Source organism: Streptomyces sp. H39-S7, assembly GCF_027158205.1.
Classification (GTDB): Bacteria; Actinomycetota; Actinomycetes; order Streptomycetales; family Streptomycetaceae; genus Actinacidiphila.
Map to the genome: position 1 here is coordinate 56,175 of NZ_JAPVLU010000016.1, position 25,291 is coordinate 81,465.

21 protein-coding genes are annotated in these 25,291 nt (G+C 71.2%); 6 read left to right on the forward strand and 15 right to left on the reverse strand.

What is annotated here, in order from left to right; genetic code table 11:
- Nucleotides 1-44 precede the first annotated feature (44 nt).
- The 3 genes from O3X23_RS17385 (at nt 45) to O3X23_RS17395 (ending at nt 5,891) form a co-directional block, all read left to right on the forward strand.
- Nucleotides 45-815, forward strand: coding sequence for an IclR family transcriptional regulator (locus O3X23_RS17385; RefSeq protein WP_269272311.1), 771 nt, complete (start codon nt 45-47; stop codon nt 813-815).
- A gap of 103 nt (nt 816-918) precedes the next feature.
- On the forward strand, nt 919-5,448 hold the full coding sequence (locus O3X23_RS17390; protein WP_269272312.1) for an RHS repeat-associated core domain-containing protein: 4,530 nt from the start codon (nt 919-921) through the stop codon (nt 5,446-5,448).
- Entirely contained in the window at nt 5,448-5,891 is a 444-nt protein-coding gene (locus O3X23_RS17395; RefSeq protein WP_269272313.1) for a hypothetical protein, read from the forward strand. The genes O3X23_RS17390 and O3X23_RS17395 overlap by 1 nt, the downstream gene beginning before the upstream one ends.
- Nucleotides 5,892-5,912: 21 nt before the next feature.
- On the opposite strand, the gene O3X23_RS17400 is transcribed toward O3X23_RS17395, so the two are convergent.
- The 3 genes from O3X23_RS17400 to O3X23_RS17410 form a co-directional block, all read right to left on the reverse strand.
- Nucleotides 5,913-7,160, reverse strand: a complete 1,248-nt coding sequence (locus O3X23_RS17400; RefSeq protein ID WP_269272314.1) for a hypothetical protein — start codon at nt 7,158-7,160, stop codon at nt 5,913-5,915.
- 74 nt (nt 7,161-7,234) lie between these two features.
- Nucleotides 7,235-8,437: a hypothetical protein gene (locus tag O3X23_RS17405; protein ID WP_269272315.1), complete on the reverse strand. Its 1,203-nt coding sequence runs from the start codon at nt 8,435-8,437 to the stop codon at nt 7,235-7,237.
- Nucleotides 8,438-8,503: 66 nt separating this feature from the next.
- Nucleotides 8,504-9,436, reverse strand: a complete 933-nt coding sequence (locus O3X23_RS17410) for a 5-dehydro-4-deoxyglucarate dehydratase (RefSeq protein ID WP_269272316.1) — start codon at nt 9,434-9,436, stop codon at nt 8,504-8,506.
- Between the two features lie 186 nt (nt 9,437-9,622).
- On the opposite strand from O3X23_RS17410, the gene O3X23_RS17415 reads away from it, so the two are divergent.
- Entirely contained in the window at nt 9,623-10,432 is an 810-nt protein-coding gene (locus O3X23_RS17415; protein WP_269272317.1) for an NAD-dependent epimerase/dehydratase family protein, read from the forward strand.
- Between the two features lie 96 nt (nt 10,433-10,528).
- A complete protein-coding gene (locus tag O3X23_RS17420) occupies nt 10,529-11,740 on the forward strand; it encodes a TerD family protein (RefSeq protein ID WP_269272405.1) in 1,212 nt (403 codons plus the stop codon).
- 33 nt (nt 11,741-11,773) lie between these two features.
- Here the strand turns inward: O3X23_RS17420 and O3X23_RS17425 are convergent, their stop codons facing one another.
- Both O3X23_RS17425 and O3X23_RS17430 read right to left on the reverse strand, forming a co-directional pair.
- Nucleotides 11,774-13,231, reverse strand: a complete 1,458-nt coding sequence (locus O3X23_RS17425; protein ID WP_269272318.1) for an alkaline phosphatase PhoX — start codon at nt 13,229-13,231, stop codon at nt 11,774-11,776.
- 370 nt (nt 13,232-13,601) lie between these two features.
- Nucleotides 13,602-15,110, reverse strand: a complete 1,509-nt coding sequence (locus tag O3X23_RS17430) for a hypothetical protein (protein WP_269272319.1) — start codon at nt 15,108-15,110, stop codon at nt 13,602-13,604.
- A gap of 239 nt (nt 15,111-15,349) precedes the next feature.
- On the opposite strand from O3X23_RS17430, the gene O3X23_RS17435 reads away from it, so the two are divergent.
- Entirely contained in the window at nt 15,350-17,182 is a 1,833-nt protein-coding gene (locus tag O3X23_RS17435; RefSeq protein WP_269272320.1) for an endonuclease/exonuclease/phosphatase family protein, read from the forward strand.
- A 96-nt stretch (nt 17,183-17,278) separates the two neighbouring features.
- On the opposite strand, the gene dapD is transcribed toward O3X23_RS17435, so the two are convergent.
- From dapD to sufD, 10 genes are all read right to left on the reverse strand, one after another.
- The gene (gene dapD, locus O3X23_RS17440; protein ID WP_269272321.1) at nt 17,279-18,277 is read right to left on the reverse strand and encodes a 2,3,4,5-tetrahydropyridine-2,6-dicarboxylate N-succinyltransferase; all 999 of its coding nucleotides are present in this window, start codon (nt 18,275-18,277) and stop codon (nt 17,279-17,281) included.
- A 140-nt stretch (nt 18,278-18,417) separates the two neighbouring features.
- Nucleotides 18,418-18,987, reverse strand: coding sequence for a TetR/AcrR family transcriptional regulator (locus O3X23_RS17445; protein ID WP_269272322.1), 570 nt, complete (start codon nt 18,985-18,987; stop codon nt 18,418-18,420).
- Nucleotides 18,987-19,307: a DMT family transporter gene (locus O3X23_RS17450; protein ID WP_269272323.1), complete on the reverse strand. Its 321-nt coding sequence runs from the start codon at nt 19,305-19,307 to the stop codon at nt 18,987-18,989. Before O3X23_RS17450 ends, O3X23_RS17445 begins: the two co-directional genes overlap by 1 nt.
- A 47-nt stretch (nt 19,308-19,354) precedes the next feature.
- Entirely contained in the window at nt 19,355-20,671 is a 1,317-nt protein-coding gene (locus O3X23_RS17455) for a hypothetical protein (protein WP_269272406.1), read from the reverse strand.
- Nucleotides 20,672-20,894: 223 nt separating this feature from the next.
- A complete protein-coding gene (locus O3X23_RS17460) occupies nt 20,895-21,236 on the reverse strand; it encodes a metal-sulfur cluster assembly factor (RefSeq protein ID WP_269272324.1) in 342 nt (113 codons plus the stop codon).
- On the reverse strand, nt 21,233-21,697 hold the full coding sequence (gene sufU, locus O3X23_RS17465) for a Fe-S cluster assembly sulfur transfer protein SufU (RefSeq protein ID WP_269272325.1): 465 nt from the start codon (nt 21,695-21,697) through the stop codon (nt 21,233-21,235). The genes O3X23_RS17460 and sufU overlap by 4 nt, the downstream gene beginning before the upstream one ends.
- Before the next feature lie 10 nt (nt 21,698-21,707).
- A complete protein-coding gene (locus tag O3X23_RS17470) occupies nt 21,708-22,964 on the reverse strand; it encodes a cysteine desulfurase (RefSeq protein ID WP_269272326.1) in 1,257 nt (418 codons plus the stop codon).
- Nucleotides 22,961-23,728 (reverse strand): Fe-S cluster assembly ATPase SufC, encoded by a 768-nt coding sequence (sufC, locus tag O3X23_RS17475; RefSeq protein WP_269272327.1) that lies wholly within the window; start codon nt 23,726-23,728, stop codon nt 22,961-22,963. Before sufC ends, O3X23_RS17470 begins: the two co-directional genes overlap by 4 nt.
- 7 nt (nt 23,729-23,735) lie before the next feature.
- Entirely contained in the window at nt 23,736-24,074 is a 339-nt protein-coding gene (locus O3X23_RS17480; protein WP_269272328.1) for a non-heme iron oxygenase ferredoxin subunit, read from the reverse strand.
- Complete coding sequence (gene sufD, locus O3X23_RS17485) at nt 24,074-25,240, reverse strand: Fe-S cluster assembly protein SufD (protein WP_269272329.1); 1,167 nt, start codon at nt 25,238-25,240, stop codon at nt 24,074-24,076. The genes O3X23_RS17480 and sufD overlap by 1 nt, the downstream gene beginning before the upstream one ends.
- Between the last annotated feature and the right edge of the window lie 51 nt (nt 25,241-25,291).

The window sequence follows — 25,291 nt, forward strand, 5'->3', positions numbered from 1 at the left end:
AGCCTACTTGCAGGGTCCGGGGCCGAACAAGAGGGGTCAGGACGATGTCTGCTGGCGAGGGTGGCGGTTCCCAGGTCAAGTCCGCGGTCCGTACGGTCGAACTGCTGGAGTTCTTCGCGGGGCGCCCCGGTATGCACAGCCTCGCGGCCGTACAGGAATCCGTCGGCTACCCCAAGTCCAGCCTGTACATGCTGCTGCGCACCCTGGTCGAGCTCGGCTGGATCGAGACCGATGCCACCGGAACGCGCTACGGGATCGGCGTCCGCGCCCTGCTCGTCGGCACGTCGTACATCGACGGTGACGAGGTCGTCGCCGCGGCCCGCCCGACCCTCGACCGGCTCTCCGACGACACCAGCGAGACGATCCACCTCGCCCGGCTGGACGGCACCAGCGTCGTCTACCTCGCGACCCGCCAGTCCCAGCACTACCTGCGCCCCTTCACCCGGGTCGGCCGCCGTCTGCCGGCCCACTCCACCTCGCTCGGCAAGGCGCTGCTCGCCACGTACTCCGACGAACAGGTCCGCAAGCTGCTCCCCGAGACCCTGGAACCCCTCACCGAGCACACCCACACCGACCGCGAGAAGCTCATCGAGGAGCTCGCGGTCATCCGGGAGCAGGGCTTCGCCGTCGACCGCGAGGAGAACACCCTCGGCCTGCGCTGCTTCGGCATCGCCATCCCGTACCGCACCCCGGCCCGGGACGCGGTCAGCTGCTCGGTCCCGGTGGCCCGCCTCACCCCGGCCCACGAACAGATGATCAAAGACACCCTCTTCGACGCCCGTGACCGCCTGACCCTTGCCACCCGCCGCCTCTGATCTCCTGATCGTCACAGAACGTCGACGACCTGCCCCTGGCCTCGTCACCCTGCCTCCCACAGTGCGAGAATCGACGCGGAGTTGATCACACACGGGGGGAAACGTGGCGAATCGTCCGACGGACTGGCATGTGCTGGATCTGGACCGGGACCCGGTGCCGGGTGATCCGTACGAGGTGAAGGAACTCGCCCGCAAGCTGGGCGACTTCGCCGACGACGTCTCGTCGGCCCTGAGATCGGTCAAGGGCCTGAGCGGGAACAACGCGGTCCAGGACTGGGCCGGGCTCGCGGGCGACGCGTACCGGGAGCAGTTCGGGGATCTGCCCGGCGAGCTGACCAAGCTGGAGAAGTCCTACCGGCTGGCGGGCACCGCGTTGGAGACGTACTGGCCGAAGCTGGAGACCGCGCAGGCGGATGCCGACCGGGCGCTCGCCCAGGGGCGTACCGCCCGGCACGACCTGGACGCCGCGAAGACCACCCAGGGCAACGCGGACGACTGGGTGAAGCGGGCCGGAGACAAGTCCAAGGAGTACCAGGCCGATCCGAAGCCGGGCGTGGAGCCGCCGTCCGCCGACGAGGTCCGCACCGCCACCCGCAACGCGCTGGATGCCTCGAACGCGCAGAAGTCCGCGAACTCCGCGGTCCACGAGGCCCAGCAGCGGCTGGACGCGGCCAAGGAGCTGGCCGCGCAGGCGGCGCATCTGCGGGACACGGCCGCGTCGACGGCCGAACACGCGCTGCACGAGGCGTCGGACGCGGGCATCAAGAACAAGCACTGGTGGGAGAAGGCGGTCGACTGGGTCGCGGACCACTGGGACGAGATCGTCGCGGTCTGCAAGGTCATCGTCGCCGTCCTCGGCATCATCGTGATGATCATCGGCGGGCCGCTCGCCTGGCTCGTGCTCGCCGCCGCCCTCGTCGTCCTCGCCGACACACTCGTCAAGTACGCGCAAGGAAAAGCCAGCCTGTGGGACGTCGCGTTCGCCGCCCTGGACTGCATACCGGGAATGAAGGGCCTGACCACCGCCGGCGGCCTGCTCAAGATGGCCAAGAGCCTGCCCAAGCTGATGAAGGGCATGGGCAGCCATCTCGGTGACATCGCCGGCGCCATGCGCAAGGGCGCCCAGAGCGTACGGCAGGCAGCGAAGCGCATGGGTGAGCGCCGGTGCAAGAGCGACCCGATCGACGTGGTCACGGGCGAGATGGTGCTGCCCCAGGTCGATGTCGACCTGCCCGGAATCCTCCCGGTGCTCCTGGAGCGCGCGCACATCTCCTCCTACCGGGCCGGCCGGTGGTTCGGCAAGTCCTGGGCCTCCACGCTCGACCAACGGCTTGAGCTGGACGGCCAGGGAGTCTGCTTCGTCGCCGACGACGGCATGCTGCTGCAGTACCCGGTGCCGGCCCGCGACGTGCCCGTGCTGCCCGTCGCCGGACCGCGCTGGCCCCTGGTCTGGGACGGCTCACCGGCCGGGATCGTCACCGTCACGGATCCCGACAGCGGGCGCACCCTGCACTTCGACCCCAACGGGCCCACCCTTCCGACCGCCTCCGGGCAACCGGTACAGCTGCCGCTGCGCGCGCTCAGCGACCGCAACGGACAACGAATAGACATCGACTACAGCGAGGACGGGGTGCCGACGGGGATCCGCCACGCGGCCTACCGCCTCCGCGTGGCCACCTCCGAGGGCCACATCGCGGCGCTGTACCTGCTCGACGGGACGCGCGAGGGGTCCGCGGAGCAGGGCGCGGACGGGCACGAGCGCCAGGAGCCGGCAGAGATCCTGCTCGGCCGGTTCGGCTATGAGAACGGCCATCTCGCCGAGGTCTTCAACTCATCGGGCCGCGCTGCCCGCTTCGGCTACGACGACCACGGCCGGATCACCGGGTGGGAGGACCGCAAGGGGACCGGCTACGCGTACCTGTACGACAGCGAGGGCCGCTGCGTGCGCACCACCGGATCCGACGGTTTCCTCAGCGGCACCTTCGACTACGACACCGACCGCCGGGTCACCGTCCACACCGACTCGCTGGGTCATACGACCACCTTCCACTACAACGAGGAGCTCCAGGTCACCCTGGAGACCGACGCTCTCGGCCACAGCACTGCGAGCGAGTGGAACAGCCGTGATCAACTCCTGGCCCACACCGACGCCCTCGGCCGTACCACCCGGTACACCCGCGACGCCGAGGGCAACCTGCTCGCGATCCGGCGCCCCGACGGCACGTCGACCACCGCGGAGTACAACGCCCTCCGGCTTCCCGAATCGATCACCGAACCGGACGGCAGCCGCTGGCGCTTCGGCTACGACGAACGAGGCAACCTCCTCACGGTCACCGACCCGATCGAGGCCACGACCCGCCACACCTACGACGAGCTCGGGCGGGTCCGCGCCGTGACCGACGCGCTGGGACACACCCGGCGCATCGAGGCCGACGCCGCGGGCCGGCCGGTCGTCCTGACGGACGGCAGCGGGTCCTCCACCCGGTACGCGTACGACACGCTGGGCCGGGTGATCGCCATCACCGACCCCACCGGCGGCGTCACGCGCTTCACCTGGTCCGTCGAGGGCCTGCTGACCTCCCGCACCAGCGCGGCAGGCAACACCGAGCAGTGGGTGTACGACGGCGAGGGAAACCTGGTGCGGCACATCGAGCCCACCGGTGCCGTCAACCGCTTCGAGAGCACCCACTTCGAGTTGATGACCGCACGGACCGCCCCGGACGGCTCCCGTATGGAGTTCGCCTACGACACGGAACTGCGCCTCACCCGGGTCACCAACCAGCAGGGCAGCACCTGGACCTACGAGTACGACCCACTGGGCAACCTCCTGCGCGAGACGGACTTCAACGGCCGCGTCCTGTCCTACCGGTACGACGCGGCGGGGCAACTCGTCGAGCGCGTCAACGCCGCGGGACAGAGCGTCGAGTACCTCCGGGACGCCCTCGGGAACATCGCGGAGCAGAGCTGCGGCGGACTGGTCACGACGTTCCGCTACGACCGGCTCGGCCGGATGGTCGGGGCCTCCAACGCCGACGTGGACGTCGCCTTCGAACTCGACGGAGCGGGCCGCGTCGTCGCCGAGACCTGCAACGGTCGCGTCCTGCGGAACACCTATGACCTGCTCGGGCGCCGAACGCGGCGTCTCACCCCGGGCGAGGCCGTCAGCACCTGGGAGTACGACGCCGACCACCGTCCCACCGCACTGCGGGCCGCCGGGCAGGTGCTCCGCTTCGGCTACGACGCGACCGGCCGGGAAGTCGGCCGGCAACTCGGTTCGACCACTCTCCGCCGGGAGTGGGACGACGACCACCGTCTCACCGCGCAGACCCTGGCCGACGCGGACAGCCGGGTCACGCTGAGCCGCCGGTACACCTACCGTGCGGACGACTACCTGACGGCCGTCGACGACAGTGCCGGCGGCAGCCGCGGCTACGACCTGGACCCGGCGGGGCGGGTGACCGCCGTGCACGCCGGCACGTGGACCGAGCGGTACGCGTACGACGCGGCCGGCAATCTGACCGAGGCGCAGTGGCCCACCGGCCCGGACCCGGAGGATGCCGGTGTGCTGGGGGCTCGTACCTTCACCGCGGCACTGGTCGGCAGGGCGGGCCGGACGACGTTCGAGCATGACGCCCAGGGGCGCGTCGTGCGTCGCAGCCGCAAACAGCTCTCGGGTGGTTCCCGCACCTGGGAGTACCGCTGGGACGGCGAGGACCGGCTCACCGACGCGATCACCCCGGACGGCCGGCACTGGCGCTACCTCTACGACCCGCTGGGACGGCGGACGGCCAAGCAGTTGCTGGACGGGGACGGCAGGGTGCTCGAACGGACCGACTTCACCTGGGACGGCACCGTGCTCGCCGAGCAGTGGAGTTCGGCGCAAGGCCGCACCCTGACGCTCGACTGGGCGCCCGACAGCGGACTGCCCGTGGCGCAGACCGATCGCGTTCCGCTCAGCGACGCGTCCCAGGGCGAGTTCGACGAGCGCTTCTACGGCATCGTCACCGACCTGCTCGGCACCCCGACGGAACTCGTCTCCCCGGACGGGCACATCGGCTGGAGCCTGGAAACCAGCCTCTGGGGAAACCCGCTCCCCACCCCGCGGGGCGAAACCGAATGCCCGCTGCGGTTCCCGGGTCAATACCATGACGACGAGACGGGCCTGCACTACAACTATTTCCGTTACTACGATCCGACGGTCGGCCGCTTCCAGAGCCTCGACCCGCTCGGTCTCGCCGGGGGCCCGAATCCTGGTTGGTACGTCCCGAACCCGACGGCGTGGATCGACCCGTACGGCCTCGCCCTCTGCCGGCAGAAGCCGCGTATCGAGAACGGGAACGTCAAGGAGGGCTGGATACACATCGACGGCCGCCACATCTCGGGCACCATCCCCAACCACGGCGGCCTGAGCAGCCTGATGCCTCCCACCACCACACGCGAGCAGGTACTCAAGGCCGCTACGACGGCGGTACGAAAAGGAAATAGGATCTCCGACCCCGCCAAGCGCATGCAATTGTTCGAGAAGAAGATGACAGTCAACGGTTTCACCGCCAAGTACCATGTCCTGGTCGATTCACACGACGCGAACCGGGTGGTCACCTTCTTCCCCTTCGGAAAGAGTTTTGGGGCGTAATGCGATTCGTGTTCTCCGCCGATGACGTGCCGCCGCCTTCCGGGTTCGATCTCGGGCATCTGGAGGTGGCGGGGAACCTGGGTTCGTACTCCTCGCGCGGGCATGCCCCGGACCAGGCGATGATGATCTACGTTTCGCTCTCGCTGCTGCTCGACGGTCTGCGGTCGCTCGTCGAGGCCGGGCGCGGCGGGTACGCGTTCGGCGGGGTCGACTCCTCCTTCTCGCTGAAGTTCTCGCTGACGAAGGACGGGACGCTCACCACCCAGGCCCCCGGCACGCCGGTCGACCGGTCGGACGTACGGACGGTCGTCGCCGCGGCGTGGGCGGCGGCGGAGGGGTTCGCCGCCGCCCACCTGCCGGGCCTGCCGCCGGACGACGCCGGGCGGCAGGACCTCGAGATGTCGCTGGCCGCCTTCGCGCCGCTGGTCACGCGGGCCGGGTAGCCGGGTGGTGGCCGGCGACGGTCAGACGCGGGTGACCTGGCCGCAGCCCTCCCCCGGGCCGACGGGCTTGCTGCGGTCGTAGGGGTCGACGGCGGAGGCGGAGGGAGCCGGGGTGGTGCTGGGGCCGCCGGTCGGTCCGATGCTCGGGTGCAGGAAGCCGTCGGTGATGTCGCAGGCCGAGTTGCCGAGGTCCTGGCGGTAGTCGGTGATCCAGAGCTTGCCCCTGGTCACCTGCTTGACCCGGGGGTCGGCGACGTCGAAGTCCAGCACGCGCCGCACGATGGTGCGGGAGACGGCCGACGAGTGGCCGTCGGCGGCGGTCACCCCGTAGACGAAGGTGACGTCGGCGTGCACGGTGACCGAACCGGACTTGCCCTCCTTGAAGGTGAGCAGACCGCGCGTCTTGACCACGTCGCCGACCATCCGCACCTCGGCCGGGGCGAACCGGCTGGCCACCGCCAGCGGGTTGTGGTTCTTGTCGGGCTTGCGGAAGGAGGTGTCCCACAGTGAGACGATCTCCGACTCCAGCGGGTCGATCAGGCCCAGAGCGATCCGCGGGCGCTCCCCGCGCAGGGTCGCCGGGTTGAGGTTCGTGTCGATCAGGAACTGCTTGGTGCGCTCCAGCGCGTCCTCCACCTGCGCGCGTGTCATCCGCCCCACCGCCTTCGCCGGGGGGACGACGATCCCGGTCGCGCCGTCCGCGTACAGGAGGGCCGGCGAGCCGCGGAAGGGCTCCGCGAGCGTCGGGGTGTCCGCCATCGGGTCGACGGACGGGGCAGCCGTGGGCGGCGCCGTCTCCGGCGGGAGGGCGGGGGGCCGGCCCGAGTCGTCGGAGCGGTACCCCGTCGTGTCGGCGGAGTCCGCGGAAGCGCCCGAGCCGCTGAAGTCGCCGCGCAGCCAGTCCAGCGCGGTGGACGGATTGAGTACCACCAGGAGGACCACCACCGCCAGAAGCACGCCCAGCCCTCCGCGCAGGCGCCGCCGGGTCGCGCGGCGTTCCCGGTCCTGCCAGGTGGGCCCGGTGCGCCAGCCCGCGGGCTCCGCGGGCACCGCCGGCTTCGCGCGGCGCCCCCACCGCTTGCCCTTCCGCTGCTGCAGCGCGGCGAGTTCCGCCTCGCGCCGGAACCGCTCCGTCACCATCCGGGCGCGCGCCGAGGGTTCCTTCGGAGCCTGCGCCCTAATGTCCTGTTCGGTGTCCCGGACGAACTTCTCCCATACGTCGTCCGGTATAGCGGACTTGTCCCCGGAAGCAGGTGGTTCAGCGGTCACGGAAGGGCCCCCCACAGGCTGTTCTGACACGTGAGGGCAGTTCTACAGGCCAACGGCGCACCCTACAAATCGGTTCAGGACCGCAGGGCGCCGAGGGCCGAGCGGACCGTTTCGAGGTCCGCGTCGGAGGCCAGGCCCGCGTGGTAGAGCCGGATCTCGGTGGCGCCGAGGCCCGCGGCGTGGGTGACGTCGGCGGCCAGGGTGCCGGGGCTGCCGCCCATGCCGGACACGACGGGGAAGTTGGCGGCGAGGACGGTGTCCGGACGCCGGTGGGGCGCGAAGGGGCTGAGTACGGCGGCCCGTTCGGCCGGGCCGCCGGCGCAGGGCAGGACGAGGCCGTCGGCGTGCGCGAGCACGTCCTCCGCGTCGACCCCGACGTTCGCGCCCGTGCGGTGCGGGCCGGGGTCCGCGTGCAGCAGGATCCGGAAGCCGGGGGCGGCCTCGGCGCGGACCGCCGAGACGACCTCCCGCTGGAAGTGCCGGGCCACCATGGCGCGCCAGGACAGCGTCGCGCCGGCCAGGTCCACGCCGAGCAGCTTCTCGACCTCGGCCCACTCGGCCGCGCGGTCACCGGGCGCCGGCTCCCGCTCGCCGGACCACACGGGCACCAGCGCGGTCCGTACGGCGACCTGCAGCGCGTCGGGATCCTGTCCGAGCCCCGCGTAGCCGTCCCGGCAGGTGCGGCAGAAGCAGAGCGACATCAGGTACTGGGCCGCCCCGTCCAGCGGCACTCCCCCGACCTTGTCGTGCGCGTGCAGATGGCCGAATCCGTACCATCCGCAGGACTCCAGCTCGGTGCCGTCGGTCCCCGGCCTGACCGCCGCCTCCACCGCGAGGTCGACGGCGTAGGCGCGCACCTCGGGCTGGGCGATGCACGGCGCCCACGGGTAGCGGTCGCCATAGGCGTTGCGCACCGAGGTGCGCGGGAACTCCTCGCCCAGCCGGGAGTTGTGCGCGAGCACCACCCAGGAGTGGACGGAGAGCCCGGCCGCCGACAGCGCGGCGGCCGCCTCCCCGTAGGCGTCGGCCGCCGGCACCCACGCCTGCGGGTACGGCCGCAGCGAGCGGCCGCTCCAGCGCTCGGGGTCCGGCGGGTAGAGCACCGCCGCGTGCCGGGCCGTGACGACGCGCCCGCGCGGATGGCGGGGCGTCAGGGCGCGGGTGGAGTGGTAGGCGGACGCGAGCGTGACCTGCTGGACGCCGAGGCCGGCGATCCGGCGCGGGGCGTCCGGATCACCGACGATGTCCCACGGGTAGACGAAGGCGGAGGCTTTCAAGGGTGGCTCCTCATACAGCGGGTCGGCACACGCGGGCCCGATGCTGCCGCACCGGGCGCCCGTTCGTCAGCTGTCGCTCAGCAGCGCCATTCCGCGCTCGATCAGTTCGGCAAGCTCCTTGACGTGCGCGGGCGAGGGCTCGACCAGCGGTGAGCGCACCTCGCCGACATCCAGGCCGCGCAGCCGGACGCCCGCCTTGACCAGCGAGACCGCGTAGCCGCGCCCCTCGTTGCGCAGCGCGACCAGCGGCCGGTAGAAACCGTCGATGAGCCGGTTGACGGTCGCGTCGTCACCGGTGTTCAGCGCCTTGTGGAAGGCGAGGGCGATCTCGGGCGCGAAGCAGAAGACGGCCGAGGAGTACAGCAGCACGCCGATGCCGCGGTAGGCGAGGCCGGTGAGCTCGGCGGTGGGCAGGCCGTTGAAGTAGAGGAAGTCGCGCTCGGGCAGCTCGGTGCGTACCGCGCTGACGATCCGCTGCATCAGGTCGAGGTCGCCGAGGCCGTCCTTGAGGCCGATGATGTTGGGGATCCTGGCCAGTTCGACGACGGTCGCGGGGTCGAAGACGGCGTTGTCGCGCTGGTAGACGATGATGTCGAGCCCGGTGCCCGCGGCGAGGCCGGAGTAGTGGCGCAGCAGGCCGGCCTGGTCGGGGACGACGAGGTAGGGCGGCATGGCGAGCAGCCCGTCCGCGCCCGCGTCCTGCGCCAGCCGCGCGAACTGCACCGCGAGGGCGGTCCCGTAACCGGCGCCCGCGACCACCGGCACCCGGCCCGCCGAGACCTCGACGGCCGCGGCGACGACGGCGCGGAACTCCTCGGGGGTGAGGGCGTGGAACTCGCCCGTGCCGCAGCACGCGAAGACCGCCGCCGCGCCCGCTTCGATGCCTCCGCGCACATGCGCGCGGAAGGCGTCGAGATCCAGCTCACCGTCGGGGCCGTAGGCGGTGACGGGGAAGAACAGCAGGCCGTCGAGGCGCTCGGCAAGTGAGGCTGAGGTCATCGGATCCCCTTGGAGTTCTGTGCGCTCTTCTGGCTGTGCGCTCTTCTGATTCACGTCCATATTCGTGAACGCTGCCACGCTAAGCGAGCCCAGCCGCGCCGGTCAAGCGAACGGACATGCCTTGACGGTGACGGAGGCGCTCTTTAGCCTGTCCATAGATATGAATGATGTCCACGGAGGAGAACAATGTCGGTCCCCCGCACCATCCTGCTCACCGGCGCGGCGGGCGGCCTGGGCACCCTGATGCGCGAACTGCTGCCCGCGTACGGCTATGAGCTCCGCCTGCTGGACGTCCGCCCCGTCGACGGGGCGCCGGACGCCATCACGGCCGATCTCACGGACGCCGGCGCGCTGCGCGAGGCGGTCCGGGGCGTCGACGCGGTCATCCACCTCGCGGGCATCTCGCTGGAAGCACCCTTCGAGAAGATCGTGCGTTCCAACATCGAGGGGACCTACCACCTCTACGAGGCGGCGCGCCAGGAAGGCGTGCGGCGCGTCGTGTTCGCCTCCAGCAACCACGCGGTCGGCTTCACCCCGCGCCCCACCGGCGACGACCCGCTGATCCCCATCGACACCCCGCGCCGCCCGGACACCTTCTACGGGCTGTCGAAGTGCTTCGGCGAGGACCTCGCCTCCCTCTACTGGGACCTGCACGGCCTGGAGACCGTCTCGCTGCGGATCGGCTCGTGCTTCCCCGAGCCGACCTCCGTGCGGATGCTCTCGGTCTGGATGAGCCCCGCCGACTGCGCCCGGCTGCTGCACGCCGCGCTCACCGCCGAGGACGTCCGGCACACCGTCGTCTACGGCAGCTCGGCCAACACCCGCCTGTGGTGGGACCTGACGACGGCCCGCGCGCTCGGGTACGAGCCGCAGGACGACTCCGAGCCCTTCGCCGCCGCCCTCATCGCCGAGCACGGCGAACTCGACCCGGCCAACCCCGACCACGCCCACCTGGGCGGCCCCTTCTGCACCAACCCGCCCGTCTGGCCGTACTGAGGGCGGGGCGCACCCTGCGACCAGCCGGTTCTCCACAGGCGGCGCAAGGTAATGGAACCGCAAAGCCCGGTCGATCGTTACCGGGGCATGACCGCTATGACACCCGGCTCGAATGTCCCGCTCTCCGCACCGCGCGTCGCGGTGGACGTCACCGCCCCCGTGCGGCTCGACGTGTCGGGCCTGCTGCTCACCGCCGACGGCAAGGTGCGCTCGGACGACGACTTCGTCTTCTACAACCAGCCGAACGGTCCGGGCGTGACCCACCAGTCGGGCCGCGGCACCGGACCCGACTCGATCACCGTGGACACCGCCGCCGTGCCCGAGGGCATCGAGAAGATCGTCGTGACGGCGAGCCTGGACGCGGCGGGGGCCACCTTCGCCGGCACCGAACCGACGGCCACGGTCCGTGACGCCGACAGCGGCAGCGTCATCGCGACGTTCACCCCGCCCCGGCTGGGCTCGGAGACCGCGCTGGTGGGCGCCGAGGTCTACCGGCGCGGTGGCGCGTGGAAGGTGCGCGCCGTCGGCCAGGGGTACTCCAACGGGCTGGCCGGGATCGCCACCGACTTCGGGGTGAGCGTGGAGGAGCCCGCCGCCGCCCCGCAGGCACCCGCTGCCCCGCAGGCTCCCATGGCCCCTCAGGCACCCGCGGCCCCGCAGGGCTTCGGCCCGCCGCCCGCCATGCCGAGCGCGCCCCCGCCCCAGCCCCCGGCCGCGCCGGCCGCGCCCGCGAAGATCAACCTGGACAAGGGCCGGGTCAGCCTCACGAAGAACCAGTCCGTCTCGCTGGTCAAGGCGGGCAAGCCGCTGATGTCCTCGGTGCGGCTGGGCCTCGGCTGGGAACCCGCCGCCGGCGGCCGTTCCATCGACCTGGACGCGTCCGTCATCGCGTACGGCCCCACCCGCAACCACATCGAGACCTGCTACTTCGGCCGCCTCAGCATCATCAACGGCGCCATCCAGCACTCCGGCGACAACCTCACCGGCGCGGGCGCGGGCGACGACGAGACGATCACCGTCCACCTCGGCGGGCTGCCGCCCGAGGTCACCGGCCTCGTCTTCACCGTCAACTCCTACTCCGGGCAGAAGTTCAACAAGGTGGCCAGGGCGTACTGCCGGCTGCTGGACGGCGCCACCGGCGAGGAGCTGGTGCGCTTCGACCTGACGAACGGCGAGGCCCGCACCGGGGTCCTGATGTGCAAGATGGTCAAGCAGTTCTCGGGCGAGTGGGAGATGACCGCCCTGGGCGACTTCATCGACTCCCGCAGCGCCAAGGGCATGGTGAAGCCGGCCGCGGCGGCGCTGTAGCGCCACGGCGGCCGGCCCGTCCGGGTCAGCCGGTCAGCAGTGCTTCTGCCGACGCCAGGGTCCGGTGATCGCGAGCATGATCCCCGGGTCCTGGATGTTGGCGAACAGCGTGTGTCCGTCGGGCGAGAAGGTCACCCCGGTGAACTCGCTGTACTCCGGCTCCAGATCGGTGCCGATGTTCAGCTCGTTGCGGGCGATCGGGTAGGTGCGCCCGTCGTTCACCGCGCCGAAGAGGTGCTGGATGCCGGCGCCGTCCTCGGCGATGACCAGGCCGCCGTAGGGCGAGACGGTGATGTTGTCCGGGCCGTCGAGCGGGCCGTCGGCGCCCGGGTCGGCGTTGACGCCGAGCAGCACCTTCAGCGTCAGCGTGCGGCGCTTCGGGTCGTAGAACCAGACCGCGCCGTCGTGGTGCACCGGGCTCTCGTCACGGGCGAAGGACGAGACGATGTAGGTGCCGCCGTCGCCCCACCACATGCCCTCCAGCTTGCGGGCCCGGGTGACCTCGCCCGCCGCGAACTGCTTGCGCACCGAGACCGTCTTCGCATCGCGGTCCGGGACGTCGACCCAGTCCACGCCGTACACGGTGCCGGTCTTCGTCGCCCGCGACAGGTCGTCGACGAACTTGCCCCCGGAGTCGAAGCACTTGAACGCCTGCAGCACGCCGGCGGTGTCGCCGAGGGTGTCCAGGTGGCCGCGGCCGTGGTGGAAGCCGGCCGGCGGCGTCCAGCGGTAGAGCAGCCCGTTCGGTCCCGAGGCGTCCTCGGTGAGGTACAGGTGGCCGCGCTTGGGGTCGACGACGACCGCTTCGTGGGCGTACCGGCCCAGCGCCTTGATCGGCTTGGGGTCGCGGTTGGCACGGCGGTTGTACGGGTCGACCTCGAAGGCGTAGCCGTGGTCCTTGGTCATGCCGTTCTGGCCGGCCTTGTCCTCGGTCTCCTCGCAGGTCAGCCAGGTGCCCCAGGGAGTCGCGCCGCCCGCGCAGTTGGTGGAGGTACCGGCGATGCCGACCCACTCGGCCACGTGGCCGCCGTGCTTCGCGACCTCCACGACGGTGCAGCCGCCGGATGCCGCCGGGTCGTAGACCAGGCCCTCGGTGAGCGGCACCGGGTGCGGCCAGTCGGCCCGCTTGCCCTTCAGCTCGTGGTTGACCACGAGCAGCGTCGCACCGCGCACGCCCTCGAAGGTGGCCGTGCCGTCGTGGTTGGACGGGGTCGACTCACCGGTCTCCAGCGTGGTGACGCCGGTGCGGGTGATCACCCGGTACGAGAAGCCCGCGGGAAGCCCGAGCAGACCCTTCGGGTCCTCGACGATCGGGCCGTACCCCAGCTCGGGCGCGTGGTGTCCGGCGGCCGCCGGCTTGGCGGCCGTGGCCGGGGTGTCGGCGGCGAGCGCGCCCGGGGCGGTGGCGAGGACGTCGACGGCACCCGCCAGTGCCACGCCGGCACCGGTGATGGCTGTGCGCTGAACGAAGTCTCTACGGCTGAGCGGCACTCTGGGGCTCCTTCTGTCGCGGGCTGCGGCGGTCACGTTCCCTTCCCGAGACGAACGCCGGATGAACGACATCCGGCCACCGGGAAGCCACGCATGGATAAGCTCAAAAACCCGTAAGGAATCTTCGTATACAAGGTCAAGACATGACCAACACCCTGAACGGCGAGTTTTCGTGTGAAAGTGCTCGCCCCTCGTCCTGACAGTCCTCTGCGTCAGCCGCAAAGTACCCCGCGCCGGGCGCCGCGCTGAAGATGCGGATCCGGCCGAACTCGACGGCGTGCCGGTAGGAGTGCTCGCCGTCGGATCAGGTGCCGCCGGGCGGGCCGGGTCGCTACGGCCCGCCCGGCACACCGCTGTACGCCGGTCCCGGTCAGCGCCCGGTGCCCGCCTTGGAGCGGGCCTTGAAGGCGGCCTTGCGGGCGGTCTTGGCGACCGACTTGTCGGGGTGCAGCCGCCCCATCGCCTCCAGGACATCCGACGTGGCCGGGTGGTCGACGCGCCACACCGCGTCGAAGAAGCCGTCGTGCTGGGCGACGAGGCCGGTCACGAGTTCGGCCAGCAGCTCGGGGGCGTGCTCCGAGTCGAGCTGCGCGGCCAGGGTGTCGACGGTCAGCCAGAACACCATCGCCTCGTCCGGCGCGGGCACGTCCCGCGCTCCGTGCTCGGTCAGCCACACCCGGGCGAGGCCGCCGAGCTGCCGGTCGTCGAGCACCTCGCGCAGCGCGGGTTCCGCGTCGGTGCCGAGCAGGCTGAGGGTCTGCTGGCACATCAGCCGGCGGCCGGGCGCGCCCAGGTCGTCGCCGGTGGACGCCGCGAGCAGTTCGCGCGCCGCCTCGTCGGACTTGCGGCCGTCGAGCCACAGTTCGGCCTCGGTGCGGGCCGCCTGGTCCGGGTAGTCGGTCATCGCGTCCAGGAGCACGGCGGCCTCCCGGTCGGCGAGGTCGCCGACGGCGGGCGCGTGGGCGCCCGCGTCGAGCAGCCGGGCGCGGACGCCGAACACCCCGAGCGGGGTGAGCCGGACCATGCCGTAGCGGGAGATCTCCTCCGGGTCCAGGTCGGCCCCGAGGTCCTGGTCGGCCGCGGCGCCCCCGTCCTCGTCGCCCTCCTCGATGAGCGCGTCGTCGACCGGCTGATACTCGATCAGGCCGGTGGGGGCGAGCAGCCGGAAGTGGTCGTCCAGCCGCATCATGACCTCGGTGACCTCCTCGAGGACGTCGTCCGTCGGCTCGGCCATGTCGTCGGGGACGACGAGCGAGGCTGCCAGGACGGGCAGCGGCACGGACTCGTACCCGGCCTCCTCCATCGCGCTGTACGCGTACAGGTTGGCGAGCGCCGCGTCGAGAAACTCGGCCTCCTCCTCGGGGTCCCAGTCCAGCGCGTCGAGGTCCAGGACGCCGTCGTCGTCCTGGCCGTCGCCGCCGATGGCGGCGCGCAGGCCCTCGAAGTCCGGTGAGGCTGCTTCGCCGAGGGCGGTCTCGGCGGTGGCGAGCCACACCTCCAGGACGTCCTGCGGCTCGCCCGCGGTCAGTTGGGCGAGTGCCTCGCCGGGCAGCGCGCTGCCGGCGGGGTCGCCGGGCTCGGTGGCCTGGGCGGCGGCCTCGTCGATCTCCAGCTCGACCAGGCCGGTGTCGATCGCGATGCCCCAGGCCTGCGAGGTCTCGGCCAGACCGTCCTGGTCGTCGGCGAGGCCGAGCTCGGCCGCCGCACGCAGCCGGTCGTCCTCCGTCAGCTCGCCCATGACGTCGACCCGGGTGTCGGGACCGGCCCAACGGGCCAGCCGGACCGCGCGTTCGAGCAGCGGCACGGTGAGCGCGAGCCGTGCCAGCTCGTCCTCGGGGAGCAGCCGCACAGGCGGCAGGGCGAGGCGGTCAGCGGCCATGGCGGGGTTCTCCTCAACAGCGGTGGGGGGTGACGGCGCCGCGCCAGTGGGGCGGCGCGGACCCAGCCTAGACGCGTCGGAAGGCGGCACGTCCGGTTCATCTCCCCTTCAGGGTTCGTTCCCTTTTCATCCGTTGTCCGGCTCTTGACAACACCTAGGCCTTACAAGGAAATTGACGCGCGTAGACCTTTGCTCCACACACCTTTGCGCCAGAGACCTTTGCCCTCACGGAGGCCACGTTGACCACCCCTCGCTCCATCGGCGCCATAGCCACCGCCGCGCTCGCGGCCGGGCTGCTCGCCCTGCCGCAGTCCGCGACCGCGGACACGCCCGCCGCCGACGGCGTGCGCGTTCACGACGTCCAGGGCGCCACCCGGCTCTCGCCGCTGTCCGGCCAGGCGGTCACCGCGGTACCCGGCATCGTCACCGGTGTCCGCGCCTACGGCTCCTCCAAGGGCTTCTGGATGCAGGACCCGACGCCGGACGCGGACCCGGCGACCAGCGAGGGCGTCTTCGTCTTCACCAGCTCCAACCCCACGGTGGCGGTCGGCGACTCGGTGACGGTCTCCGGCACGATCAGCGAGTACTACCCGGGCGGCAAGGCCACCGGCGACCAGTCCGTCACCGAGATCACCAAGCCGGTGGTGACCGTCGTCTCCTCCGGCAACGCGCTGCCCGCCCCGGTGGTCCTGAACAGCGCCGCCGTCCCCGCCGCGTACGCCCCGGCCGGCGACCCGGCGGCCGGAAACAGCATCGAGGCGCTGCCGCTGCGGCCCGCGGCGTACGCACTGGACCTGTACGAGTCCCTGGAGGGCATGAACGTCCAGGTCGCCGACACCCGCGTGGTGGGCGCCACCGACCCGTACTCCGAGCTGTGGGTGACGGTCCGGCCCACGGAGAACCCGACCCCGCGCGGCGGCACCGTCTACGGCTCCTACGCCAACCAGAACTCCGGCCGGCTGCAGATCCAGTCCCTGATCCCGACGGCCCAGCAGCCCTTCCCGACCGCGAACGTCGGCGACGTCCTCACCGGCGCCACCGAAGGCCCGCTGGACTTCAACCAGTTCGGCGGGTACACCCTGACCGCCCGCACCATCGGCACCGTCGCCTCCCACGGGCTGCAGCCGGAGACGACCCGCAAGCAGAGGAAGGACGAGCTGGCGGTCGCGACGTACAACGTCGAGAACCTCGACCCGTCCGACCCGCAGACCAAGTTCGACCGGCTCGCCGCCGGCGTCGTCACGCACCTCGCCTCGCCCGACATCGTCGCCCTGGAGGAGATCCAGGACAACAACGGCGCCGTCAACGACGGTACGGTCGCCGCCGACCAGACGGTGAACAAGTTCATCGACGCGATCGTCGCCGCCGGCGGCCCGCGCTACCAGTGGCGCTCCATCGACCCGGCGAACGGCACCGACGGCGGTGAGCCCGGCGGCAACATCCGCCAGGCGTTCCTCTACAACCCGGCGCGGGTCTCCTTCACCGAACGGCCCGGCGGCGACGCCACCACCCCCGTCTGGGTCTCCAGCATCCACGGCAAGGCCGCGCTCAGCGTCTCCCCCGGCCGCATCGCCCCCGGTGACAGCGCCTGGGCCGACAGCCGCAAGCCGCTCGCGGGTGAGTTCACCTTCCGCGGCAAGCCCGTCATCGTCATCGCCAACCACTTCGCGTCCAAGGGCGGCGACGCGCCCCTGACGAGCCGCGTCCAGCCGGTGGTGCGCAGCTCCGAGACCAAGCGCCTGCAGCAGTCCGTCCAGGTCAACACGTTCGTGCGGCAGATCCAGGCGGTCCAGAAGGACGCCCGGGTCGTCGTGCTCGGCGACATCAACGACTACGAGTTCTCCGCCGCCGGGCAGCGCCTCACCGAGGGCCGCGCCCTGAAGGACCTCGTCCTGTCGCTGCGTCCGGGCGAGCGCTACTCGTACGTCTTCCAGGGCAACTCGCAGGTGCTCGACCACATCCTGGTCAGCCCCTCCCTCGGTTCCCCGGACTACGACGTCGTCCACATCAACGCCGAGTTCGCCGACCAGGCGAGCGACCACGACCCCCAGGTCGTCCGCGTCCGCCCGTAACACCGCCACGGCCCGGGGCCCCCGCCACACCGGCGGGCGCCCCGGGCCGTCCTGGGAGCGGCGCCGGGTGGGTCTCCACCCGCCCGGCGCCGTCGCTCAGTTGTGGCTGTGCAGGAGCTCGTTCAGGCCGCCCCACGAGCCGGTGCGCTGCAGTACCTCGACCGTGCCGGTGGTGGAGTTGCGGCGGAAGAGGAGGTTGTCGGCGCCGGAGAGCTCCAGGGCCTTGACGATCTTGCCGTCCGGGAGCGTGACGCGGGTCCCGGCGGTGACGTAGAGGCCGGCCTCGACGACGCAGTCGTCACCGAGCGCGATGCCGATGCCCGACTCGGCGCCGAGCAGGCAGCGCTCACCGACGGAGACGACCTGCTTGCCGCCGCCCGACAGGGTGCCCATGATGGACGCGCCGCCGCCGATGTCGGAACCGTCGCCGATGACGACGCCCTGCGAGATCCGGCCCTCGACCATGGACGTGCCGACGGTGCCGGCGTTGAAGTTGCAGAAGCCCTCGTGCATCACGGTGGTACCGGCCGCGAGGTGCGCGCCGAGGCGGACCCGGTCGGCGTCGGCGATGCGGACGCCGGCGGGGGCGACGTAGTCCGTCATGCGGGGGAACTTGTCGACGCCGTAGACGGACAGGTGCAGCCCCTCGCCGCGGGCGGCGAGTCGCGCGGCGTTGATCCCGGCGACCGGCACCGGGCCGATGGAGGTCCAGGCGACGTTGGCGAGCAGCCCGAACAGGCCTTCCAGGCTCTGCCCGTTGGGGCGCACCAGGCGGTGGCTGAGCAGGTGCAGGCGCAGGTAGGCGTCGTGCGCGTCGAGCGGCTTGTCGTCGGTCGAGGCGATGACGGTACGTACGGCGACGACCTCCACCCCGCGGCGCGGGTCCGGTCCGAGCGCCTTCGACACGGCGGCGCCCAGCAGCTCGGCGGCGCGCTCGGCGGTCAGCCGCTCGGTGCCGGCCGGACCGGGGTCGGCGACGAGCTCGGGGGCGGGGTACCAGGTGTCCAGGACCGTGCCGTCATCGGCGATGGTGGCAAGGCCGGCGGCAACGGCGCCGGTGGCGCGGTCAGTGGTCGAAGCGGTCGTGTCAGTCATGCCTCGCACGCTAGCCGCTGGCCACGCCCGATGCCCAACCGGCCCGGCATGCGGAATGCGGTTTCCGCGCCGCCGTCACCGCGCCGGCGCCCCGCGCACAGCGGCACCGTCCCGAGAACCGCGGCCCCGCGCGCCACCGCTCAGCGCGCAGCGCCGCCGCCCAGCAGGCGGCCGAACATTTCTCGGGCGTACGGGCGGTCGTAGGGGGAGCCGGTCAGGAGGGACTGGAGGCAGATGCCGTCGATGAGGGCGATCAGGGCGCGGGCGGTGGGCGGGTCGGTGTGGGCGGCGAGGAGGGTGGTGGCCTGGTCGACCCATTCCGCCGCGATGGGGCGGACCGCCTCCCGGCGGAGGGCGGCGAGGTAGAGGTCGTAGTCCCGTGCGATCAGGGTGCGGTCGCCGGTGAGCCAGACCTCCAGCAGGCGGGACAGCTCGTTCGCGAGGGCAGCCGAAGAGGCCGGGCCCGGACCTGGGACGGCGAAGAGCGGGCTGTCCCGGATGGACTGGGCGAAACCCTCGTTGGACTGCCGGAGCGCCGCGACGAGCAGATCGTCGAGGGTCGCGAAGTGGTAGGTCGTCGAGCCGAGCGGCACGTCCGCCTCGGCGGCGACCGAGCGGTGGCTCAGCCCGGCGATACCGCGGGCGCCGACCACCCGGATCGCGGCGTCGATGATGCGCCCGCGCCGCTCGGGGTCGTAGCGGCGGGCCATCAGTGCGACCCGCCGAGGTTGAGCACGATGACGCCCGCGATCACCAGCAGCACCCCGAGGACCTTCGCGGCGTTCGCCGTCTCCCCCAGGAAGGCCATGCCGATCGCCGCGATGGTCGCGGTGCCGACCCCCGCCCAGATCGCGTACGCGGTACCGACCTCGACCGTCTTCAGCGTCTGCGCGAGCAGCGTGAAGGCGATGACGTAGCCGGTGATCGTGACCGCGGACGGCCAGAGCCTGCTGAAACCGTCGCTGTACTTCATCGCCGTGGTGCCGAGTATCTCGGCGATGATGGCGCCGCCCAGCATGATGTACCCCATGTGTACGAGCGTACGCAACGATACGTACGCCCGTACACAGGATGCGGTCAGCTCACCGTGAACCACGTCGCCCGGGACTTCTTCCACTCCGCGTGGGTGAGGTCCTTCGCCTCGGTGCCGTCGCCGTACAGGTCGGCCGAGCCGCCGTCGGTGATCAGCTGCGCGCGGGCACCCGGCACGGTCAGGTCCGGGACGTCCACGACGGCCTCCCAGCCGCCCGCGTCACTCGTCGGCAACTGGACCCGCTGGACCGGGGCGTGGCCCGCGACTCCGTCCCACGAGTAGAGCGCGTACGGGTCGCTGTTGTCGTCGGCCGCCCAGGAGCCCGCCACGATCAGGTACTGGTCGGCGGCGTTCCTGCGGAGGTCGCGGATGCTGAGGCCGCCCAGGTCGAGCTCGATCGGGGCGCCGAAGACGGCCTTCGTGCCGGTGACGACCTTGTCGATGTTGGTGACCGGCACGAGCAGCGCCTTGCCGCCCGGCACGTGCGGGGCCAGCGGGGCGCGGAAGCCGATGTACGCGGTGGTGGTGCTGCCGGGCGCGAACTCCAGGCCCTCGACGTTGAACCCGTCGATCTGCTTGGGCACCTCGCCCGGCGCGGCGCCGGCCGCGAAGCCGTAGCGGTTGCCGTTGGCCTTGTCCCAGGCGATCAGGTCGGCGCGCAGGTTCTTGTACTTGCCGCCCAGCGCGAGCTGGGTGCTCGCCCCCGAGCCGGTCACCGTCGTGGTGAACAGCGTCGCGCGGTCGGGCCTGATCTCGCCGTCCTTGTTGTTGCCCAGCGAGCCGGTCCAGTAGATCGTGTTGCCGACCCGGGCCGCCGCCTCGATGTCGATCTCCTTGGAGACCCCGAGCGAGGAACTGAAGTCCCAGGTGCGCACCGGAGCGCCGGACGCGGCGCGGTCGTACAGCCGCAGCGTGTTGGACTCGTCGTCGGCCACGACGGCGTAGCCGCCGCCGACGTCCACCGCGGCGGAGGCGTCGGACGAACCGGTGAAGTAGCGGGTGTCGGCGGAGAACTGGACCGCCGGCGAGGCCGCGTAGTGCAGCGTCTTCGTCGCGGTCTTGCCGCCGAGGCCGGTGACCTTCAGCGTCAGGTCGGTGTACCCGGTGGCGTGCGCGGCCACCGCGACCCTGCGCGCTCCCCCGGTCCCGGTCACCGTGACGTCGCCCGTCCCCGCGACGGCGGACTTCGAGCTGGCGGAGGCGGCCACCGTGAGCGCCGACGCCTCGGCACCGCTCTGCGAGACCGTCGCCGTGACCACGGGGTCGCCGCTCGCGCCGACCGCCCCCGACAGGTACGCGGCGGAGAGCGTGATGACGGGCGTGCCGTAGCTCGCGGCGTGGGCGGGGGCGGCGAGGCCCATGGCGCCCAGGGCGAGAGCGGCCGCCGCGGCCAGACCGGCCCTGCGCACGGACGGGGAAACGTAAGGCTGCACGAGGAGTGCCCTTCGACGTCGCGGATGTCGTCGCAAACGCTCGGGCACGGCCGCCAACGAGGGACCCCCGCAGGGCATACGTCAGGCGAACAACGGCGGACGGCCCGTACGCGCGAGGCGTACGGGCCGTCCGGAGCAATCGCGGAAAGGGCTAGCCGATGTTGAAGCCGAGCGCCCGCAGCTGCTCGCGACCGTCGTCGCTGATCTTGTCCGGGCCCCACGGCGGCATCCAGACCCAGTTGATCTTGAGGTCGGCGACGATGCCGTCGGTCGCCGAACGCGCCTGGTCCTCGATGACGTCGGTCAGCGGGCAGGCCGCCGAGGTGAGCGTCATGTCCAGCGTCGCGACGTTGGAGTCGTCGACGTGGATGCCGTAGATCAGGCCCAGGTTGACGACGTCGATGCCCAGCTCGGGGTCGACGACGTCGTACAGCGCCTCGCGCACTTCCTCCTCGGAAGCGGGCTTGGTCGTCACGTCTGCGTTGTCGGTCATGCGGTCTCCCTCGCCGTGCCATTCGCCAGTGCCTGCGATGTGGCGTCTTTCCACGCCATCCAGCTCAGCAGGGCACACTTCACACGCGCCGGGTACTTGGAGACGCCGGCGAACGCGACCGCGTCCTCCAGCACCTCTTCCATCGCGTCGTCCGGTTCTACCTTGCCCTTCGACTGCATGAGCTCCAGGAAGACCTCCTGGACCTTCAGCGCGTCGTCCAGCTCGCGACCGACCACCAGCTCGTTCAGCACCGAGGCGCTGGCCTGACTGATCGAGCAGCCCTGTCCCTCGTAGGAGACGTCCACGATCTTCGAGCCGTCGAGCTTGACCCGCAGCGTGATCTCGTCACCGCACGTCGGATTGACGTGGTGCACCTCGGCGTCGCCGTCGCGCAGACCGCGCCCGTGCGGGTGCTTGTAGTGGTCCAGGATCACTTCCTGGTACATCGAATCCAGCTTCACCAGTCAGCCCTCACCCGAAGAAGTTCCGTACGTGCTCCAGTCCCTCGACGAGGGCGTCGACCTCGGCGGGGGTGGAGTACAGATAGAACGACGCCCGCGTGGTCGCGGGAATTCCGTAGCGCAGGCAGACCGGGCGCGCGCAGTGGTGCCCGACGCGGACCGCGATGCCCTGTTCGTCCAGTACCTGGCCCACGTCGTGCGGGTGGATGTCACCCAGCACGAACGAGATCGCCGCGCCCCGGTCCTCGGCCGTCGTCGGGCCGATGATCCGCAGGTCCGGGACCTCCAGCAGGCGCTTCACCGCGTACTCGGTGATGGCGTGCTCATGGGCCTCGATCTTGTCCATGCCGATCGCGGACAGGTAGTCCACGGCCGCGCCCAGCCCGACCGCCTGGGCGATCGGCGGGGTGCCGGCCTCGAACTTGTGCGGTGCCGGCGCGTACGTCGAGGAGTGCATCGAGACGGTTTCGATCATCTCGCCGCCGCCGAGGAACGGCGGCAGGTCCTCGAGCAGCTCCTGGCGGCCCCACAGCACACCGATGCCGGTCGGGCCGCACATCTTGTGGCCGGTGAAGGCCACGAAGTCGGCGCCGAGCGCCTGCACGTCGAGCGGCATGTGCGGCGCGGCCTGCGAGGCGTCGATGAGGACCAGCGCGCCGACGTCCTGGGCGCGCCGGACGATCGCGTCGACCGGGTTGATCGTGCCCATGATGTTGGAGACCAGGGTGAACGAGACGATCTTCGTCTTCTCGGTGATCACCTGGTCGATGTTGGAGAGGTCGAGCCGGCCGTCGTCGGTCAGCCCGAACCACTTCAGCTTCGCGCCGGTGCGCTGCGAGAGCAGCTGCCACGGGACGATGTTGGAGTGGTGCTCCATCTCCGTGATCACTATCTCGGTCTCGCGGTCCACCCGGTAGGGCTCGTCGGCCCAGCCCAGCATGTTCGCGACGAGGTTGAGCGACTCCGAAGCGTTCTTGGTGAAGATCACTTCGTCGCGGCTCGGCGCGTTGATGAACGCGGCGACCTTGTCGCGGGCGCCCTCGTAGAGCGCAGTGGCCTCCTCCGCGAGCACGTGCACGCCGCGGTGGACGTTGGCGTTGTGCCGCTCGTAGTACCCGTTCAGCGCGTCGAGCACCTGGCGCGGCTTCTGGGAGGTCGCCGCGTTGTCCAGGTAAACGATCTTCTTGCCGTCGTGGACGACGCGGTCCAGGATCGGGAAGTCCTTGCGGATCGCCTCGGTGTCGAGGAGGCCATGCAGTGGTGTCACGCGGAAGCGCCGCCCTTCGTGCTGTATGCCTCGTAGCCCTCGTTCTCCAGCTTGTCGGCCAGCTCGGCGCCGCCGGACTCGGCGATCCGGCCGTTCGAGAAGACGTGGACGAAGTCGGGCTTGATGTAGCGCAGGATGCGGGTGTAGTGGGTGATCAGCAGCGTGCCGACCTCGCCCGTCTCGCGGACGCGGTTGACGCCCTCGGAGACCTGGCGCAGCGCGTCGACGTCCAGACCGGAGTCCGTCTCGTCCAGGATCGCGATCTTCGGCTTGAGGAGCTCCAGCTGCAGGATCTCGTGGCGCTTCTTCTCACCGCCGGAGAAGCCCTCGTTGACGTTGCGCTCGGCGAAGGCCGGGTCCATCTGGAGCTGCTCCATCGCGGACTTGACCTCCTTGACCCAGGTGCGGAGCTTGGGGGCTTCGCCGCGGATCGCGGTGGCGGACGTGCGCAGGAAGTTGGAGACCGAGACTCCGGGGACCTCGACCGGGTACTGCATGGCGAGGAACAGGCCGGCGCGGGCGCGCTCGTCGACGGTCATCGCGAGGATGTCCTCGCCGTCGAGCGTGACGGTGCCGCCGGTGATGGTGTACTTCGGGTGGCCGGCCACCGAGTAGGCGAGGGTGGACTTGCCCGAGCCGTTGGGGCCCATGATGGCGTGCGTCTCGCCCTGCTTCACGGTCAGGTCGACGCCGCGGAGGATCTCGCGGGGGCCGTTCTCGGCCTCGACGGAGACGTGCAGGTCGTGGATCTCAAGCGTTGCCATGGGTGCCTCAGGACTCCTGGGTGACGGAGACGAGCACGTCGTCGCCGATGATCTTTACGGGATATACGGGTACGGGCCGCGTGGCGGGTAGCCCGGACGGCTTGCCGGTGCGCAGGTCGAAACTGGATCCGTGCAGCCAGCACTCGATCTGGCAGTCCTCGACCTCGCCCTCCGAGAGGGAGACGTTCGCGTGCGAGCAGATGTCGTTGATCGCGAACACCTCGCCCTCGGTGCGCACCACGGACACCGCGGTGCCGCCGATTTCGACGCGCTTGGGCGTGTCGTCCTCCAGCTCGCTCAGCGAGCAGGCGACGACGAACCCCGGGGCGTCCTGAGCCGTGGTCATCAGACGGACGCCTCCAGCTCCGCGTCGATCTTCGCCATCAGGCGCTCCTCGAGGTCGGGCAGGCCGATCTGCTGGACCAGCTCGCCGAAGAAGCCGCGGACGACCAGTCGGCGGGCCTCGGCGGCCGGGATGCCGCGGGCCATCAGGTAGAAGAGCTGCTCGTCGTCGAAGCGGCCGGTCGCCGAGGCGTGGCCGGCACCGGCGATCTCGCCGGTCTCGATCTCCAGGTTCGGGACCGAGTCGACCCGCGCGCCGTCCGTGAGGATCAGGTTGCGGTTGAGCTCGTAGGTGTCGGTGCCCTCGGCGGCGGCGCGGATGAGCACGTCGCCGATCCAGACCGCGTGCGCGTCCTTGCCCTGCAGCGCGCCCTTGTAGGTGACGTTGCTGCGGCAGTGCGGCGTGTCGTGGTCGATGAAGAGCCGGTGCTCCTGGTGCTGGCCCTCGTCGGTGAAGTACAGGCCGAAGAGCTCGGCATCGCCGCCCGGGGCGCCGTAGACGACCCGCGGGTGCAGCCGGACCACGTCGCCGCCGAAGGTGACGATCACGGACTTGAAGCTGGCGTCGCGGCCGACCAGCGCGGTGTGCTGGGCGACGTGCACCGCCTTGTCGTCCCAGTCCTGGACCGAGACGACGGTGAGCTTGGCGCCGTCGCCGATCAGGTACTCGACGTTGGCGGCGAGCGTGGCGTCACCGGTGTGGTCGATGACCACGACGGCCTCGGCGAAGGCGCCGATCTCGATGATCTGGTGGCCGTAGGCGGTGCCGCCCTCGCCGCGCACGGCGATCCGGACCGGCTCGGTGAGCACGAGATCCTTGGGGATCGAGACGACCGAGGCCTTCTCGAAGGAGCTGAACGCCTGGGCCACGACCCGGTCCGCGGGCTTGCCGGCCTTGCCGACGCGGGCGTCGGTGCGGTCCACCGTCTCGACGGTGACGCCCTCGGGGGCGGTCGCGTCGACGCGCAGGCCGCCGTCGGCCTTCGCGGTGCCGTCGTGCAGGCCGCGCAGCCGCTCCAGGGGAGTGAAACGCCACTCCTCCTCGCGGCCGTGCGGCACCGGGAAGTCGGCCACGTCGTAGGACGGCGCGGCGCTGACCCGGGCATCGGCGGGGTGGCCCACCGTGATGGCACCTTCGGTGGTGCTGCCGGCAGGGATGTTGTCAGCCATGGCTTGTCGTACTGCTCTCTTTCTGGAAGAAACGTCGATTGCGGTCGCGTC

Bases quoted from the DNA above. Each gene is read 5' to 3' on its own strand.
- O3X23_RS17385 (WP_269272311.1), top strand. From the start codon at position 45: ATGTCTGCTGGCGAGGGTGGCGGTTCCCAGGTCAAGTCCGCGGTCCGT.
- O3X23_RS17395 (WP_269272313.1), top strand. From the start codon at position 5,448: ATGCGATTCGTGTTCTCCGCCGATGACGTGCCGCCGCCTTCCGGGTTC.
- O3X23_RS17410 (WP_269272316.1), bottom strand. From the start codon at position 9,436: ATGACCTCAGCCTCACTTGCCGAGCGCCTCGACGGCCTGCTGTTCTTC.
- O3X23_RS17415 (WP_269272317.1), top strand. From the start codon at position 9,623: ATGTCGGTCCCCCGCACCATCCTGCTCACCGGCGCGGCGGGCGGCCTG.
- O3X23_RS17420 (WP_269272405.1), top strand. From the start codon at position 10,529: ATGACACCCGGCTCGAATGTCCCGCTCTCCGCACCGCGCGTCGCGGTG.
- O3X23_RS17430 (WP_269272319.1), bottom strand. From the start codon at position 15,110: ATGGCCGCTGACCGCCTCGCCCTGCCGCCTGTGCGGCTGCTCCCCGAG.
- dapD (WP_269272321.1), bottom strand. From the start codon at position 18,277: ATGACTGACACGACCGCTTCGACCACTGACCGCGCCACCGGCGCCGTT.
- O3X23_RS17445 (WP_269272322.1), bottom strand. From the start codon at position 18,987: ATGGCCCGCCGCTACGACCCCGAGCGGCGCGGGCGCATCATCGACGCC.
- O3X23_RS17450 (WP_269272323.1), bottom strand. From the start codon at position 19,307: ATGGGGTACATCATGCTGGGCGGCGCCATCATCGCCGAGATACTCGGC.
- O3X23_RS17455 (WP_269272406.1), bottom strand. From the start codon at position 20,671: ATGGGCCTCGCCGCCCCCGCCCACGCCGCGAGCTACGGCACGCCCGTC.
- O3X23_RS17460 (WP_269272324.1), bottom strand. From the start codon at position 21,236: ATGACCGACAACGCAGACGTGACGACCAAGCCCGCTTCCGAGGAGGAA.
- sufC (WP_269272327.1), bottom strand. From the start codon at position 23,728: ATGGCAACGCTTGAGATCCACGACCTGCACGTCTCCGTCGAGGCCGAG.
- O3X23_RS17480 (WP_269272328.1), bottom strand. From the start codon at position 24,074: ATGACCACGGCTCAGGACGCCCCGGGGTTCGTCGTCGCCTGCTCGCTG.
- sufD (WP_269272329.1), bottom strand. From the start codon at position 25,240: ATGGCTGACAACATCCCTGCCGGCAGCACCACCGAAGGTGCCATCACG.